Source organism: Vannielia litorea, from assembly GCF_900142295.1.
GTDB lineage: Bacteria > Pseudomonadota > Alphaproteobacteria > Rhodobacterales > Rhodobacteraceae > Vannielia > Vannielia litorea.
In genome coordinates this window covers 2933100-2949925 of sequence record NZ_FSRL01000001.1, presented here as the reverse complement: position 1 = coordinate 2949925, position 16826 = coordinate 2933100, and the positions used below count along the sequence as shown (strand labels likewise).

Sequence of the window (16826 nt, the reverse complement as noted above, 5' to 3'; positions counted from 1 at the left end):
TGCTTTTCTTGATGGAGAGCATCACGGGTGGTGGGTTTCACCCGTCTTGCGCAAAGGTTAGAGGACAGCATGACCCTGCCAGACCTCTATGACGCCCGCGTTGCGACAGGCACGCTGAAGGACGACCCCGCGCAGAGGGCCGCCTTGCCCGCGTTCGAACGGGTGCGGGCCGCGCTGGAGGCGCGACCGGAGCCGAAGGGAGGCCTGCGGAGCCTCTTCGGCGGAAAATCGGCGCCCGAGCCGGTGACGGGCCTTTACCTTTGGGGCGGTGTGGGCCGGGGCAAGTCCATGTTGATGGATTTGTTCTACGAAAGCGTTAACACCCCGAAAAAGCGCCGCGTCCACTTTCATGCCTTCATGCAGGAGGTTCATGCCGGGCTGCACGAGGCGCGCAAGACCGGGGTGGATGACGCCATCCGGCCCGTGGCCGAGGATGTGGCGGGCAAGGTGGAGCTGCTCTGCTTCGACGAGATGCAGATCACCGACATCACCGATGCGATGATCGTGGGGCGGCTCTTCGAGAAGCTCTTTGCGGCGGGCGTGGCGGTGGTGACCACCTCGAACCGGCCGCCGAAAGACCTGTACAAGAACGGGCTGAACCGGCAGCTCTTCGTGCCGTTCATCGAGCTTCTGGAGCAGCGGATGGAGGTGCGCGAGCTGTCCGCCGACGTGGACTACCGGCAGGACAGGCTGGCCGGGAATCCGGTTTATTTCTCGCCGCTTGGCCCGAAGGCGCGGGCGCAGATGGACGAAGTCTGGACCGATCTTTCGGGGCCGGATGCAGCGCCGCTGAAGCTTGTCGTCAAGAGCCGCGAGGTGGAGCTGCCGAAGTTCTCCAACGGGGTCGCGCGGGCCAGCTTTTACGAGCTTTGCGGCAAGCCGCTGGGCCCGGCGGATTACCTGGCCATCGCCGAGGCGGCGCGGGTGTTGATGGTGGATGACATCCCCTGCCTGAGCCGCTCGAACTTCAACGAGGCCAAGCGGTTCGTGACGCTGGTGGATGCGCTTTACGAGGGGAAGGTGCGGCTGATCTGTTCGGCGGCGGACCAGCCGGAGAGCCTTTATCTGGAGGGCGAAGGCACCTTCGAGTTCGAGCGCACGGCAAGCCGGTTGCGCGAGATGATGGGGGCCGGATGGGGGCGTGCGGAGGGGTAAGGACCCCGCGTTAACCGCAAAAAGGTCACATACACAACCGATGCACAACCCATGCACAACCCGTATGCATGTCGGATGACATAGGCGGCATTAATTAATGGAGCGTGCGCCTGGTGGCATGAAAAACCCCGCCGGGTGGGGCGGGGTTCTGGCAGGTGGGAGATCCTCGGGTCATGCCCGAGGATGACCGGGTCGGGACCGAGGATGACAGGGCGTGCGCCTTACTCGTAGAGCGGGAAGCGGGCGCAGAGGGCGGAGACCTCGGCCTTTACCTTTTCTTCGACCTCGGCGTTGCCCTCTTCACCGTTGGCGGCGAGGCCGTCGACGACCTGCACGATCCAGTCTGCGATCTGGCGGAACTCGGGCTCACCGAAGCCGCGGGTGGTGCCGGCGGGCGCGCCGAGGCGGATGCCGGAGGTGACGAAGGGCTTTTCGGGATCGAACGGCACGCCGTTCTTGTTGGTGGTGATGTGGGCGCGGCCAAGGGCTGCCTCGGCGGCCTTGCCGGTGACGCCCTTGGGGCGCAGGTCGGCAAGGCAGAGGTGGTTGTCGGTGCCGCCGGAGACGATGTCGATCCCGCCCTTCTGGAGCTGGTCGGCCATGGCTTGCGCGTTCTTCACCACCTGGGCGGCGTAGCTCTTGAACTCGGGGCGCAGCGCCTCGCCGAAGGCCACGGCCTTGGCGGCGATGACATGCATCAGCGGGCCGCCCTGGAGGCCGGGGAAGACGGCGGAGTTGACCTTCTTGGCGATGTCCTCGTCGTTGGTGAGGATCATGCCGCCGCGCGGGCCGCGCAGGCTCTTGTGGGTGGTGGTGGTGCAGACATGGGCGTGGGGCAGCGGCGAGGGGTGCACCCCACCGGCGACGAGCCCGGCGATATGGGCCATGTCGACCATCAGGTAGGCGCCGACCTCATCTGCGATCTCGCGGAAGGCGGCCCAGTCCCAGACGCGGGAATAGGCGGTGCCGCCGGCGACGATCAGCTTGGGCTTGTTGGCCAGAGCCTTGGCGCGGATGTCTTCCATGTCGAGCAGCTGGTCCTGCTGGCGCACGCCGTAGCTGACCACGTTGAACCACTTGCCCGACATGTTGACGGGCGAGCCGTGGGTGAGGTGGCCGCCGCTGTTCAGGTCGAGCCCCATGAAGGTGTCGCCCGGCTGGAGCAGGGCGAGGAACACGGCCTGGTTCATCTGGCTGCCGGAGTTGGGCTGGACGTTGGCGAAGCCGCAGCCGAAGAGCTCCTTGGCGCGCTCGATCGCGAGGGTTTCGGCGATGTCGACGAATTGGCAGCCGCCGTAGTAGCGCTTGCCCGGGTAGCCCTCGGCATACTTGTTGGTCAGCACCGAGCCCTGGGCCTCGAGCACGGCCTTGCTCACGATGTTCTCGGAGGCGATCAGCTCGATCTCGTCGCGCTGGCGGCCCAGCTCCTGGCCGATGGCCTTGGCGATCTCGGGGTCGCGGGAGGCGAGGGTCTCGGTGAAGAATCCGCTGTCTCGGTGGGGCGCGTTCATGGGGCAGGCCTCTTTGCGATGCGTGTCAGGATGGCGGGGATGTATCCCATGCCGGGCCGGGGCAAAAGCGGCAAAGCGCCGCTTTTGCGAGGAATGGCGGCATATCGGCGGTCTTGTGTTTCCGATCGCGCCGCGCGAAGTCTTTGGGGAAACAGGGAGGACCGCCCGTGCAGAAGATCGCCTTCGTGGCCGCGGAGACCCAGATTGCCGGGGAGGCGCGCCGCCACCTGGCCGCGCAGCACGGCGATGCGGGCGTGGAGGATGCGGATGTGATCGTGGCGCTGGGCGGCGACGGGCACATGCTGCAGACGCTGCGGGACACCGAGCATCTCGACACGCCGGTCTACGGCATGAACTGCGGGACCATCGGCTTTCTGATGAACGAATATGCCGAGCCGGCGCTCACCGAGAGGCTGGAGGCGGCGGAGGAGGAGGTGCTGCACCCGCTGCGGATGCGGGCCTTCACCGACGGGGGCGCGACCCAGGAGGCCCTGGCGATCAACGAGGTGAGCCTGCTGCGGCAAGGGCCGCAGGCGGCGAAGCTGCGCATTCAGGTCGACGGGCGGGTGCGGATGGACGAGCTGGTGTGCGACGGGGCACTGCTTTGCACGCCGGCAGGCTCCACGGCCTACAACTACTCGGCCCACGGGCCGATCCTGCCGATCGGGGCGGAGGTGCTGGCGCTGACGCCGGTGGCCGCCTTTCGCCCGCGAAGGTGGCGCGGGGCGTTGCTGCCGATGGCCGCGGAGGTGCGCTTCGACGTGCTGAACCCCGGCAAGCGCCCGGTTCGGGCCGAGGCCGATGGCCGCTCGGTCGAGAACGTGGTGACGGTGATCGTGCGCTCGGACGAGAGCATCCGGCACCGGATTCTCTTCGATCCCGGCCACGGGCTGGAGGAACGGCTGATCCGGGAGCAGTTTGCCTGACGGCGCCGGCCTGCCGCCACAGAATGGCCATGCGGGCCGTATAGACCCGGCGGCATGACACGCACCCTCTTTCTCACCGCGGCCGGTCTGGCCGCGCTGGTCCTGCCCGGCACGGGCGGCGCGCAGCCTTTCAGCACGAGCATGGCGGAGTGCGCGGCGCTGCATCAGAACGCGGCGCAGTGGGTAGAGGGCGAGGCGGAGGCCGCGGCGCTGATGCGGGTGCATGCGGGGTGGCGCGACGCGGCCATCGCGCAGGCCGAGGCGGAGGGCATCGCAGATGCGCCGGCGCGAATGGGTGCACTGATCGACGACAGGACAGGCGACTGGGAGGCCAGGGGCCTGCGGCTGTTTCTGAGCCGGGAGTTCCGGGACTGGATGGACTACTGCCGCGCGTTCGCGGCGCATCGGGGGCTTGGGCTGGACCGGTGACGGCCGGGCCGGGTCAGCCCGGGTTTTCCCAGCTCTCGCGCTTGCGGTAGATCGTGGAGGGCGAGAGGCCGAGGATGCGGGCGGCCCTGGGCACGGAGCCCTCGTTGCGGGCGATGGTTTCCTCGATCACGAGCCGTTCGATCTCGGCCATGGACTTGCCGATGAGCCCGTCGAGCCCTTCGACCGGCTCTGCCGGTTGCGAGAGGGAGGGGTGCGCGGCGGCGGACTGGTTCAGGCGGGCAGCCTCGGCGCGGGCCTCGACCTCGTGGTGCAGCTCCATCGGCAGCATCGGCAGGGTCACCTCGGTGCCGTCGTGCAGCACGGCGACGTTGCGCAGCACGTTCAGCAGCTGGCGCACGTTGCCGGGCCAGGACAGCGCGCAGAACAGGTCTTCGACCTCCGGCGACAGCGAGGTGAAGCCCTTGCCCTCCTCGGCGGCGAATTCGGCCAGGGCGTGGCGGGCGATCTCGACCACGTCGCGGCCGCGCTCGCGCAGGGGCGGCAGGTGCAGGGGCACGACGTGGAGGCGATAGTAGAGATCTTCGCGGAAGCGGCCGGCTTTCACCTCGGCCAGCGGGTCGCGGTTGGTGGCGCAGAGGATGCGAACGCTCACCTTGCGCGGCTTGGTGGAACCGACGGGCTGGATGGTGGAGGTTTGCAGGAAGCGCAGGAGCTTGGTTTGCAGCCCGAGGTCCATCTCGCAGATCTCGTCGAGGAAGAGCGTGCCGCCATCGGCCGCCGCAGCCGCGCCGGGCTTGTCGGCCAGGGCGCCGGTGAAGCTGCCCTTGAGGTGGCCAAAGACCTCGCTCTCGAGCAGGTCGCCCGGGATGGCGCCGCAGTTCAGCGCGATGAAGGGGCCCGAGGCGCGCGATGACAAGTCGTGCAGGGCGCGGGCGCAGAGCTCCTTGCCGGTGCCGCTTTCGCCGGAGATGAAGACGGTGGCCATCGAGCGCGACACCGAGCCGATCTTGTGCATGACCTCGCGCATGGCGGTGGAGGTGCCGATCAGGCCGGTGGTCTCGGGCGCGGGCAGGACGGCGATCGGGTCGGGCATCGGCCCGCCGGGGCTGCGCTGGCCGGCGGCGCGGGCGTGGTCGGTCACGGCTCCGGAGACGGCATCGAGCAGGCGGGCCTCGTCGAAGGGCTTGACCAGAAACTCCCACGCCCCGGCACGCATGGCCTCGACGGCGCGGTTGATCGAGCCGTTGGCGGTGATGACGATGACGTGGGTGAAGGGGTCGGCGGCGATGAACTCCTCGATCAGCTCGAGGCCGTCCCGGTCGGGCAGCATGAGGTCGACCAGCACGACGCCGGGGCGGTGCTGGCGGAACTGGCGCAGCCCGTCGGCAGCGGTCGAGGCGCTCTCGACGTGGTGGCCCGCCGATTGCAGCACGCTCTGGTAGACGAGCTGCATCGAGGGCACATCCTCGATGAGGAGCACCGGGGTCATCCTGCCGCCCCGGGCCCGTCGCTGCCTGCGCCGAAGCGCGTGGCCTGTTCTGCGGAGATGGCGGCGATCAGCCGGCCGAGCCGGGTGTCGATCTCGGCGAGGGTCCGGGCCTGGCTCTCGGTGGGCTCGGCGCGGTGGGCGGCGGCGTTGGCGAGGTTGGCGAGATCCTGGAGCGGCAGGGCGCCGACGGCGCCGGAGAGCGAGATGATGACATGGGTCTGGGCCCGCACCTCATCGCTGTTGCCATCGGCTCCGGCGCGGGCCAGCAGGGCGCGGCTGCGGCAGAGGTCGGCGTGGAGCCGGGTCAGGAACTCGCGCCCGCCGTCCTTGCCGGAGATCGCGATCAGCCGTTCGAGCCGCTGGAGGCAGTAATCGGGGTTCTCGCCCTCGGCGTGGGCGGTCGGGCCGCGGGCCTCGGGGTTGATCTGGGCGGGCGCGGTGCCGCGGGTCCGCAGCATGAGCGTGGCGATGGCCTGCCCGAAGGCGGCGAGCGAGCCGACCGGCTTGGCGAGGATGCCATCGGCCCCGGCGTCGTAAATGCGCTCGCGGTGCTCCTGAAGCACGTAGGCGGTGACCGCGAGCATGGGGATCAGCCGGGTTTCGCCCGCCAGCGCGCGGGTGCGGGCAATGACCTCTGTGCCCGACAGCTCGGGCATGTCGATATCCACCAGCGCGAAGTCGAAGCCGCCGCCGGAGAGCAGGCGCAGGGCCTCGGCGCCATCGGGGGCGAGCTTCCAGCTTGCGCCGAGGTGGTCGAGCATCTGGGTGAAGAGCAGCTGGTTGGTCGGGTTGTCCTCGGCCACCAGAGCCGTGAGGCCGGAGAGGTCGGGCAGGGGCGGGGGCGCATCGGGGCTGGCCGCGTCGGCCTCGGCGGCGGGGCGCCAGGCCCAGGCGGGCCGGGGCAGCAGAAGCGAAACCTCGGCGCCGCCGGCCGAGGCATTGGACACCTGCAACTGCCCGCCGAGGCGTGTGGCGATATCCTTGGCGATGTGCAGGCCGAGACCGCTGCCGGGCTGGGCCTGGCCGCCGGGCCGCCCGCCGCGCTGGAACAGCCGCGCCAGCGCCGAGTCGGAAAAGCCCGGCCCCTGGTCGCGTACGCGGAAGCGCAGCTCGTCGCCATCGCGCATGTCGACGGTCAGCAGCACCTCGCCCCAGTCGGCATATTTGAAGGCGTTGGACAGCAGGTTGGACAGCACCCGGTCGAGCGCGCCCGGATCGAGGTGCAGCACGGTGGGCAGGTTGGCGGCGATGTCGAGCCGGAGCGACATGCTGCGCTCGCGGGCGTGGCCGGACCAGCGCCGCTCGAGGCTGCGCAGCACCGCCAGCAGCGGCACCGGCTCGGGCTCGCGGCGGGAGCCGTTGTTGCCCAGCTGGTCGAGCGCGCTGTCGAGCAGGCGGGCGAGGCTTTCGCCCGCGGTCGAGACGCGCTGGAGCTGGGCGGCGGTGGCCGGGTCGAGCTGGGAGAAGTCCACCAGCCGGAGCCCGCTGACCACGTCGTTCACCGCGGAGCGGATGTCATGCGAAAACAGTTCGATGGCACTGTCGGCATCGGCCCCGGCACCGGGGGCAGGGGAGGCTGGTGACCAGTCTTCAGCCATGAGGACACTCCGCCGTGAGGGGCGCACAGCCGTCGACCATGATTTCCCGCAAAGGTTGCACGGTCGACAGGATTAAACAAAGCCTATCTGTCGGGCTAGCTGTATTTAAGGGCAGGTATTCCGGACCCTGCCATGGCGCTCAGGCGGCTTTTTCGGGGTAGCCCAGGGTGGCAAGGGCCTCCTTGATCTCATCGAGGATGGCGGGATCGTCGATGGTGGCGGGCGTCTTGTAGGCCTTGCCGTCGGCGATGCTGACCATCGTCCCGCGCAGGATCTTGCCCGAGCGGGTTTTCGGCAGGCGGTCGACCACGCAGGCGAGCTTGAAGGCGGCGACGGGGCCGATCTTTTCGCGCACCAGGGTGACACATTCCCTGACCACCTCGTCATGGGGCCTGTTGCAACCCGCGTTGAGGCAGAGGAAGCCCATCGGCACCTGGCCCTTCAGCGCGTCGCTGACGCCGATCACCGCACATTCGGCCACGTCGGTGTGGGCGGCCAGCACCTCCTCCATCGCGCCGGTGGAGAGGCGGTGGCCGGCGACGTTGATGACATCATCGGTGCGCGCCATGATGTAGAGGTAGCCGTCCTCGTCGATCATGCCGGCATCGCCGGTTTCGTAATAGCCGGGGAAGTGCTCGAGGTAGCTCTTGCGGTAGCGGGGCTCGGCGTTCCAGAGCGTTGGCAGCGTGCCCGGCGGCAGCGGGAGCTTGATGGCGATGGCGCCCAGCTCGCCCGGCTTCATCGGGTGGCCGCCCTCGTCGAGGATCTGCACGTCGTAGCCGGGCATCGGCACGGAGGGCGAGCCGAGCTTGACCGGGAGCTCCTCGATGCCGAGCGGGTTGGCGGCGATGGCATAGCCGGTTTCGGTTTGCCACCAGTGGTCGATCACCGGGACGTTCAGCATGCGCTGGGCCCAGGTGATGGTGTCGGGGTCGGCCCGTTCGCCGGCGAGATAGACCGCGCGGAGGTGCGACAGGTCATACTTGCCGACCAGCTCGCCCTTCGGGTCTTCGCGCTTGACGGCGCGGAAGGCGGTGGGGGCGGTGAAGAAGCTGCGCACCTTGTGCTCGGCGATCACCCGCCAGAAGGTGCCGGCATCGGGGGTGCCCACGGGCTTGCCCTCGAAGACGATGGTGGTGTTGCCGTGGATCAGCGGGGCATAGGTGATGTAGCTGTGGCCCACGACCCAGCCCACGTCGGAAGCGGCCCAGAACACCTCGCCGGGGTTCACGTTGTAGACGTTCTTCATGGTCCAGTTCAGCGCCACCAGGTGACCGGCGGTGTGGCGGACCACCCCCTTGGGTTGGCCGGTGGTGCCGGAGGTGTAGAGGATGTAGGCCGGGTGGTTGCCCTCGACGGGCACGCATTCGGCCGGTTCGACACCATACTGGAAGCCGTGCCAGTTGACATCGCGGCCTTCGACCAGCCTGGCGACCTCCTGTTCGCGCTGGAAGATCACGCAGAAGTCGGGCTTGTGGGTGGCCTGGTCGATGGCGCCGTCGAGCAGCGGCTTGTAGTGCACCACGCGGCCCGGCTCGAGGCCGCATGAGGCGGCGATGATGGCCTTGGGCCTGGCGTCGTCGATGCGCACCGCCAGCTCGTTGGCGGCGAACCCGCCGAAGACCACCGAGTGGATCGCGCCGATCCGGGCGCAGGCGAGCATCGCCTCCAGCGCCTCGGGGATCATCGGCATGTAGATGATGACGCGATCGCCCTTTTCGATGCCCTTGGCCCGCAGCGCGCCGGCGAGGGTGGCCACGCGGTTGCGCAGCTCGACATAGGTGATCTCGCGCTTGGAGTGGGTGATCGGGCTGTCGTGGATGATGGCGGTCTGCTCGCCGCGCCCGGCCTCGACATGGCGGTCCACGGCGTTCCAGCAGGTGTTGACCATGCCGTCGGCGAACCACTCGTACATGTGGTCGCCCTTGTCGAAGAGGGCCTTGCTGGGCTTGCGGTCCCAGTCGATCGGCTCGGCGGCCTGCATCCAGAATGCCTCGGGGTCCGCCTTCCAGGCGGCGTAGACGTCCTTGTATCCCATGGTCGAGCCTCCTCCTCGTTGGATCGGGTGTAGGGAGACGGGGGCGTCTCTGGCAAGCGTTCTGGCACCGGGCGCGGCAGAAGGCCGCGAAATATTTGCAGTTTCGGCGCTAACAGGGGTGCAAAGTTTTGCAAATGGCGCGCAGGAAAGTGGCGGCTGTGCAAAGCGCGGGAGTGTTTGCAAAGTCAGTGCCGATGAATTGCTAACCCGGCGCAGAATCGCCGCGGCCGCTCCTTGAGGCCCTTCGGCCTCGCGTCACGGCGGTGCGGGCCCGGAGCCTAAGTCAGCTGTAGTGGTGCACCGGGGTGCCGGCGAGGGCTGACATGTTGAGCAATCCGCGGGCGGTGATCGAGGGGGTGACGATATGGGCGCGGTTGCCCATCCCCATGAGAATCGGCCCCACCTCAAGCCCGTTCGCCTTCATCTTCAGGATGTTGCGCACCGCGGAGGCGGCGTCGGCGGAGGAGAAGACGAGCACGTTGGCGGCGCCGTCGAAGCGGCACTCGGGCAGGAGGCGGCTGCGCAGCTCGGGGTCGAGCGCCGAATCCACGTGCATCTCGCCCTCGTAGGCGAAGTCCACCTGCCGGTCGTCGAGCATCTCGAGCGCCTCGCGCATCCGGCGGCCGCCCTCGCTGTCGAGGTTGCCGAACTGGCTGTGCGAGCAGAGCGCGATCTTGGGCGTGAGGCCGAAGCGGCGGACGTGACGGGCGGCGCCGATGACGGTTTCGCAGATCTCGTGCGGTTTGGGGAACTGGTGCACCTGGGTGTCGGCGATGAAGAGCGGGCCGTCTTCGAGAATCATCAGCGAGAGCGCGGCGATGGGGTGCAGGCTGCGGTCGGCGAGGATCTGGCGGACGTAGTTGAGGTGCCACAGGAACTGGCCGAAGGTGCCGCAGATCATGCTGTCGGCCTCGCCGCGATGGACCATCACGCCGGCGATGGCCGTGGTGTTGGTGCGCATGACGGCACGGGCGAGGTCGGGGGTCACGCCCCGGCGGGCCATGATGTGGTGGTAGGTCTCCCAATACTCGCGGTAGCGCGGGTCGTTCTCGGGGTTCACCAGCTCGAAGTCGCGGCCCGGCCGGATCTTGAGGCCGGCGCGCTCGCAGCGGGCCTCGACCACCTCGGGGCGCCCGATGAGGATGGGCAGATCGGTTGTCTGCTCGAGCATGGCATCGGCGGCGCGCAGCACGCGCTCGTCCTCGCCCTCGGCGAAGACGATCTTGCGCTCGGCCTGGGCGGCGGCCTCGAACACCGGGCGCATCAGCAGGGCGGAGCGGAAGACCGACCGATCAAGCCTGGCCTTGTAGGCGGGGAAATCCTCGATCGGGCGGGCGGCCACGCCGCTCTCGCAGGCGGCCTTGGCCACGGCGGAGGCGACCACGCCCATCAGCCTCGGGTCGAAGGGCTTGGGGATCAGGTAATCGGTGCCGAAGGTCAGCTGCTCGCCCTTGTAGGCGGCGGCGGCCTCGGCGGAAGTGGTGGCGCGGGCAAGGGCTGCGATGCCCTCGATGCAGCCGAGCTGCATGGCGTCGTTGATCTCGGTGGCCCCGCAATCCAGCGCGCCCCGGAAGATGAAGGGGAAGCAGAGGACGTTGTTGACCTGGTTGGGGTAGTCGCTGCGCCCCGTGGCGATGATCGCATCGGGGGCGACCTCGCGGGCGGCCTCGGGCAGGATCTCGGGCGTGGGGTTGGCCAGCGCGAAGATGATTGGCTTGTCGGCCATCTTTGCCACGTGCTCCGGCTTCAGTACGCCGGGGCCGGAGAGGCCGAGAAAGAGGTCGGCGCCTTCGATCACGTCCGAGAGGGTGGCGGGCGTGGTGCCCTGGGCATAGGCGGCCTTCTGCGGGGTCATGTCCTGCTCGCGGCCCTCGTAGACCAGCCCGGCGATGTCGCAGAGCCAGACGTTCTCGCGCTTGACGCCGAGCTTGAGCAGCATGTTGAGGCAGGCGATGCCCGCCGCGCCGCCGCCGGTGGAGACCACCTTGATATCGGCCCAGTCCTTGCCCGCGAGGTGCAGCGCATTGGTGGCCGCCGCGCCGACGACGATGGCGGTGCCGTGCTGGTCGTCGTGGAAGACGGGGATGTTCATCCGCTCGCGGCAGAGCTTTTCGACGATGAAGCAGTCGGGGGCCTTGATGTCTTCGAGGTTGATCGCGCCGAAGGTGGGCTCGAGCGCGCAGACGATGTCGGCCAGCTTTTCGGGGTCGGTCTCGTTCAGCTCGATGTCGAAGCAGTCGATATTGGCGAACTTCTTGAAGAGCACGGCCTTGCCCTCCATCACCGGCTTGGAGGCCAGCGCGCCGATGTTGCCCAGCCCGAGCACGGCGGTGCCGTTGGAGACCACGGCCACCAGATTGCCGCGGGCGGTGTAGCGGGTGGCCAGCGCCGGGGTGGCGGCGATGGCGGTGCAGGCCTCGGCCACGCCCGGCGAATAGGCGAGCGAGAGGTCGCGGCCGTTGGCCAGGGGCTTGGTGGCGCGGATCTCCAGTTTCCCCGGCTTGGGGTTGGCGTGATAAAGCAGCGCGGCGCTTTCGACCGGAGTTTCGGGCGTATCGGACATGGGGCCTCCCGCAAGTGGTTTAACGTTAAACCATCTCGTCCACAGCGGAATGACACAGAACGCGCCGCCCTTCAAGCCCGGCGCCCCGCCGCGCCGCAGAACTGTCATGCGGCGTTTGCATTCTGGCATTTCATGTTTCGGGCAGGTAATTTTCGGGTTAGCATGTGCCGGTATTGAAGTTGGTGGCGGAACATGGTGTTCGGTCATCAAGAGCCTATCGGGCGAGCGGTCTGACGGGCGGCGGGCGTGCCCTGCCCGGGCCAGGATCGCTCCCCGGGGCATGTGCATTCAGGTCGGTATCAGGCGCGGTTTGCGCGCAAGGAAGGCGGGCGGACATGATCCGGAACATCCGCCATGCAGTATGGAGATCATGATGAGTTTGGTGGAAGCGGCGCGGGAGGCCCGGGACAAGGCCTACGCGCCCTATTCGCAGTTCAAGGTCGGGGCCGCGATCCGCGCGGTGTCGGGTGCGGTCTACCAGGGGGTGAACGTGGAGAACGTGGCCTATCCGGAGGGCACCTGCGCCGAGGCGGGCGCGATTGCGGCGATGGTGCTGGGCGGTGAGACCGAGATTGCGGAGGTGGCGGTGATCGCCGACAGCCCGGCGCCGGTACCGCCCTGCGGAGGCTGCCGGCAGAAGCTGGCCGAGTTCGCGGCGCGCGAGGTGAAGGTGACGCTGGCCACCACGCGGGGCGAGGTTCTGGAGACGACGGTGGGCGCGCTGCTGCCGGGTGCCTTCGGTGCGGGCCACATGACCGGCCCCTCGGATGCCGGCCCCTTGGATGCCGGCCCCTCGGATTCCGGAATGTGACCATGGATGCACGGAAGGTGCTGAACGCCCTGCGGCGCGGCGAGAGTCTGAGTGCGGAGGCGGTGGACTGGTTCGCCCGCGCGCTGGCCGACGAGGGGGTCAGCGACGCGCAGGTGGGGGCCTTTGCCATGGGGGTCTGCCATGCGCCGCTGAGCGCCGAGGCGCGGGTGGCGCTGACGCTGGCGATGCGGGATTCGGGCGAGGTGCTCTCGTGGGATCTGCCCGGCCCGGTGGTGGACAAGCACTCGACCGGCGGGGTGGGCGATTGCGTGAGCCTCGTGCTGGCCCCGGCGCTGGCGGCCTGCGGGGTCTTCGTGCCGATGATCTCGGGGCGCGGCCTGGGCCATACTGGCGGCACGCTCGACAAGCTGGAGGCGATTCCCGGCTTCAACCCCGAGATCTCGGTGGAGAAGCTGCAGAGGATCACCCGCGAGGTGGGCTGCGCCATCGCCTCGGCCTCGGTCGATGTGGCGCCTGCCGACAAGAGGCTCTACGCGGTGCGCGACGTGACCGGCACGGTGGAGAGCCTCGACCTGATCACCGCCTCGATCCTCTCCAAGAAGCTGGCCGCCGGGTTGCAGGGCCTCGTGCTCGACGTGAAGTGCGGCGCCGGGGCCTTCATGAAGACGCCGGAGGCGGCGCGGGAGCTGGCGGGCTCGCTGGTGGAGACGGCCAATGGCGCGGGCTGCGCCACGCGGGCGCTGATCACCGACATGAGCCAGCCGCTGGTGCGCTCGGCGGGCAATGCGGTGGAGGTGACGGAGGCGATGGACACGCTCACCGGCTCCGGTGCCTCGGGACCGCTCAGCCACCTTTCGGCCAAGCTCGGCGGAGAACTGCTGGCGATGGTGGGGGTGACCAGGAACGCCTATGACGGGGCCGACATGATCCTCGACAAGATCCGATCGGGCCATGCCGCGGAGCGGATGGGTCGGATGGTGGCGGCGATGGGGGGGCCGAGCGACTTTCTCAGCCGCTGGCGCGACCGGTTGCCGGCGGCCCCGGCGACCCTGCGGGCAAAGCCGGAGCGCGAGGGCTACGTGGAGGCGATCGACACCGAGGCGCTGGGGCTGGCGGTGGTGGCGATGGGCGGCGGGCGCAAGCGGGCGCGCGACCGGATCAACCCGGCGGTGGGCCTGAGCCAGATTGCCCAGATCGGCGACCGGGTGGGGGCCGAGCGGCCGCTGGCGAAGATCCATGCCGCGCGGCGGAGCGAGGCCGAGGCCTTCGAGCCCTGGGTCCGCGCGGCTTTCCAATTGAGCGAGACGCCGGTAAACCCTCCGAAGCTGGTGCTTGGACGGGTGGAATAGATGCCGCGGGCCTTTCTTGTGGTCATGGACAGTGTGGGATGCGGCGGCGCGCCGGATGCGGCGGCCTTCGGCGACGAGGGCGCGAACACGCTTGGCCACATCGCCGAGGCCTGTGCCGCGGGCCGCGCCGAGGAAGGCCGGAGCGGGGCGTTGAAGATGCCGGTGCTGGCCGGGCTGGGCCTGTGGAACGCGGTGGCGCTGGCCTCGGGCTTTCGCGGCGGCGGGCAGGTTGCCCAGCCTGCGGGGCTTTGGGGATGTGCCACCGAAGTGTCGCCCGGCAAGGACACGCCCTCGGGCCACTGGGAGCTGGCGGGGGTGCCGGTGCCCTGGGACTGGCACTACTTTCCCGATGAGACGCCGGCCTTTCCGCAGAAGATCCTCGATGCGCTGGCCAGCATGGCGGGCGCGGGCGGAACGCTGGGCAACCGGCATTCGAGCGGCACGGTGATCCTCGAGGAGGAGGGCGCGCGGCACATGGCGACGGGCTGGCCCATCGTCTACACCTCGGCGGACTCGGTGTTGCAGATCGCGGCGCATGAAGAAACCTTCGGGCTGGAGCGGCTGCTGGACCTCTGCGAGGAGATCGCGCCGACCATGCATGCCATGCGGGTGGGCCGCGTGATCGCCCGGCCTTTCGTGGGCTCGAAGGAGGCGGGATTTACCCGCACCACCAACCGCCGCGACTACGCGATGACCCCGCCCGAGCCGGTGCTGACCAACTGGGTGCAGGACGCCGGGCGCCGGGTGCATGCGGTGGGCAAGATCAAGGACATCTTTGCCGGCCAGGGCATCGACGACGTGGTGAAGGGCGATGACGCCACGCTCATGGGCGAGCTGGCGCGGCTGGTGGAGGAGGCCGAGGACGGCGCGCTGACCTTTGCCAATTTCGTGGAGTTCGACAGCCTCTATGGCCACCGGCGCGACGTGTCGGGCTATGCCCGCGCGCTGGAGTGGTTCGACAGCTGCCTGCCGCCGATCCTGGCCAGCCTGCGGGAGGGCGACATGATGGTTTTCACCGCCGATCACGGCAACGACCCGACCTGGCGCGGCACCGATCACACCCGCGAGCGGGTGCCGGTGGTGGTGGCCGGACAGGGTGCGGGCGAGATCGGCCAATGCGGGTTTGTCGACGTGGCGGCCAGCGTGGCGGCGCATCTGGGCGTGCCCGCGCAGGGGCCGGGAAGGAGCTTCTTGTGAGCTGGAAGGACTTGCCGAAGGTCGAGTTGCATCTGCATCTCGAAGGGGCCGCGCCGCCCGCGTTCATCCGCGACCTGGCGAAGGAGAAGAACGCCGATATCGGCGGCATCTTCGACGAACGGGGCAACTATGCCTATGCCGATTTCGCAGAGTTCCTGAAGGTCTACGAGGCGGCGACCTCGGTGCTGACCACCCCCGCCGACTATGCCCGGCTGACCCGGGTGGTGCTGGAGGAATGCGCCGCCCATGGCGTGATCTACGCCGAGACCTTCCTCAGCCCCGATTTTTGCGGTGGCGGCGACGTGAAGGCCTGGTGGGAGTATTGCGCGGCGATGGCCGAGGTGGCCGAGGGCGCGGAAAAGGACCTGGGGATCACCTTGAAGGGGATCATCACCTGCATCCGCCACTTCGGGCCGGAGAAGGCCCGTGCCCCCGCCGAATGTGCGGCGGAGACGGCGGGCGATTTCATCACCGGGTTCGGGATGGCGGGGGCGGAGACGGTGGGCAAGCCCGGCGACTATGCCTGGGCCTTCGACTGCGCGCGCGAGGCCGGGCTGCGGCTGACCTGCCACGCGGGCGAGTGGGGCGGGGCGCAAATGGTGCGCGACACGCTGGACCAGCTGCCGGGCATCGAGCGGATCGGGCATGGCGTGGGCGCCAGTCAGGATGGTGCGCTGATGGAGCGGCTGGCGCGGGAGGGGATCACGCTGGAGGTCTGCCCCGGCTCGAACATCGCGCTGGGCGTGTTCCGGCACTGGCATGACCACCCGATCGAGAAGCTGCGGGAGAACGGGGTGGCGGTGACGGTGAGCACCGATGATCCGCCGTTCTTTCACACCACGATGACGCGGGAATACAAAAAGCTGAACGAGGTGTTCGGCTGGGACGAGGATGATTTTCGTTCGCTGAACGAGGACGCGATCGCCGCGGCCTTCTGCGACGAGGCGACCCGCGAGGACATTCTGAAGAGGCTCAAAGCATGACCAGGCATCTGACCGTCGTTGACCATCCGCTGGTGCAGCACAAGCTGACCCTGATGCGCGAGAAGGAGACGCCGACGGCGGTGTTCCGGCAGCTTTTGCGCGAGATCAGCCAGCTGCTGGCCTATGAGGTCACCCGCGAGTTGCCGATGACCACGAAGCGGATCGAGACCCCGCTGACGGAGATGGACGCGCCGGTGCTCGACGGCAAGAAGCTGGCGCTGATCTCGATCCTGCGGGCGGGCAACGGGCTGCTCGACGGGGTGCTGGAGCTGATCCCCTCCGCGCGGGTCGGCTTTGTCGGGCTCTACCGGGACGAAAAGACGCTGCAGCCGGTCGAATATTATTTCAAGGTGCCCGCCGAACTGGGCGACCGTATGGTGATTGCCGTCGATCCGATGCTGGCGACCGGCAACTCGAGCGCCGCCGCGATCGACAAGCTGAAGGAGGCCGGGGCGGTAAACATCCGTTTCCTCTGCCTTTTGGCTGCCCCGGAGGGTGTGGCGCGGATGAAGGAGGCCCATCCGGACGTGCCGATCGTGACCGCGGCGCTGGACGAGCGGCTCAACGAGGTGGGCTACATCATGCCGGGTCTAGGGGATGCGGGTGACCGCATGTTCGGCACAAAATAAGCGATTTCCCCCTTTACGGATTGTTTCCGTTCCGGCATCTTTCCCCTACATATTGTGGGGGCATGGATGATGTTGGCTCGGGCACTGTCGACGGCGGTAGCAGTGGTGTATCTCGTCACGGGAACGACGGCGGGGGCCCAATCGGCAGGAATGCCGGCGGAATTTCCGCCAGCGTCGTACCAGGGCGCGCAATACGTTGACAGCAAGGGCTGCGTCTTTGTCCGGG

General features: G+C 68.6%; 13 protein-coding genes. 8 read left to right on the top strand and 5 right to left on the bottom strand.

Annotated elements, in window-relative coordinates; translation table 11 throughout:
• Window positions 1–69 precede the first annotated feature (69 nt).
• Window positions 70–1155: a cell division protein ZapE gene (gene zapE, locus BUR94_RS14340; protein WP_074256871.1), complete on the top strand. Its 1086-nt coding sequence runs from the start codon at window positions 70–72 to the stop codon at window positions 1153–1155.
• Between the two features lie 221 nt (window positions 1156–1376).
• Here zapE and glyA read toward each other — a convergent pair whose 3' ends face one another.
• Entirely contained in the window at window positions 1377–2666 is a 1290-nt protein-coding gene (gene glyA / locus BUR94_RS14335; RefSeq protein ID WP_074256870.1) for a serine hydroxymethyltransferase, read from the bottom strand.
• A gap of 167 nt (window positions 2667–2833) precedes the next feature.
• Here glyA and BUR94_RS14330 point away from each other — a divergent pair, with 167 nt between their 5' ends.
• Together BUR94_RS14330 and BUR94_RS14325 are read left to right on the top strand one after the other, a co-directional pair.
• On the top strand, window positions 2834–3592 hold the full coding sequence (locus tag BUR94_RS14330; RefSeq protein ID WP_074256869.1) for an NAD kinase: 759 nt from the start codon (window positions 2834–2836) through the stop codon (window positions 3590–3592).
• A gap of 54 nt (window positions 3593–3646) precedes the next feature.
• Window positions 3647–4021, top strand: coding sequence for a hypothetical protein (locus tag BUR94_RS14325; protein WP_074256868.1), 375 nt, complete (start codon window positions 3647–3649; stop codon window positions 4019–4021).
• A gap of 13 nt (window positions 4022–4034) precedes the next feature.
• Here the strand turns inward: BUR94_RS14325 and BUR94_RS14320 are convergent, their stop codons facing one another.
• From BUR94_RS14320 to BUR94_RS14305, 4 genes are all read right to left on the bottom strand, one after another.
• Window positions 4035–5471, bottom strand: coding sequence for a sigma-54-dependent transcriptional regulator (locus BUR94_RS14320; RefSeq protein WP_074256867.1), 1437 nt, complete (start codon window positions 5469–5471; stop codon window positions 4035–4037).
• The gene (locus tag BUR94_RS14315) at window positions 5468–7069 is read right to left on the bottom strand and encodes an ATP-binding response regulator (protein ID WP_074256866.1); all 1602 of its coding nucleotides are present in this window, start codon (window positions 7067–7069) and stop codon (window positions 5468–5470) included. Before BUR94_RS14315 ends, BUR94_RS14320 begins: the two co-directional genes overlap by 4 nt.
• A 139-nt stretch (window positions 7070–7208) precedes the next feature.
• Complete coding sequence (gene prpE / locus BUR94_RS14310) at window positions 7209–9107, bottom strand: propionate-CoA ligase PrpE (protein ID WP_074256865.1); 1899 nt, start codon at window positions 9105–9107, stop codon at window positions 7209–7211.
• 283 nt (window positions 9108–9390) lie between these two features.
• Window positions 9391–11670, bottom strand: a complete 2280-nt coding sequence (locus BUR94_RS14305) for an NADP-dependent malic enzyme (protein WP_074256864.1) — start codon at window positions 11668–11670, stop codon at window positions 9391–9393.
• A gap of 373 nt (window positions 11671–12043) precedes the next feature.
• Here BUR94_RS14305 and BUR94_RS14300 point away from each other — a divergent pair, with 373 nt between their 5' ends.
• The 5 genes from BUR94_RS14300 to upp are packed head-to-tail and all read left to right on the top strand — an operon-like array spanning window position 12044 to window position 16600.
• Window positions 12044–12481 (top strand): cytidine deaminase, encoded by a 438-nt coding sequence (locus tag BUR94_RS14300; protein ID WP_074257743.1) that lies wholly within the window; start codon window positions 12044–12046, stop codon window positions 12479–12481.
• 2 nt (window positions 12482–12483) lie between these two features.
• Window positions 12484–13791 (top strand): thymidine phosphorylase, encoded by a 1308-nt coding sequence (locus tag BUR94_RS14295; protein WP_074256863.1) that lies wholly within the window; start codon window positions 12484–12486, stop codon window positions 13789–13791.
• Window positions 13792–14988 (top strand): phosphopentomutase, encoded by a 1197-nt coding sequence (locus BUR94_RS14290; protein ID WP_074256862.1) that lies wholly within the window; start codon window positions 13792–13794, stop codon window positions 14986–14988.
• Window positions 14985–15971 (top strand): adenosine deaminase, encoded by a 987-nt coding sequence (locus BUR94_RS14285; RefSeq protein ID WP_074256861.1) that lies wholly within the window; start codon window positions 14985–14987, stop codon window positions 15969–15971. Before BUR94_RS14290 ends, BUR94_RS14285 begins: the two co-directional genes overlap by 4 nt.
• The gene (upp, locus tag BUR94_RS14280) at window positions 15968–16600 is read left to right on the top strand and encodes a uracil phosphoribosyltransferase (protein WP_074256860.1); all 633 of its coding nucleotides are present in this window, start codon (window positions 15968–15970) and stop codon (window positions 16598–16600) included. The genes BUR94_RS14285 and upp overlap by 4 nt, the downstream gene beginning before the upstream one ends.
• The last annotated feature ends 226 nt before the right edge of the window (window positions 16601–16826 follow it).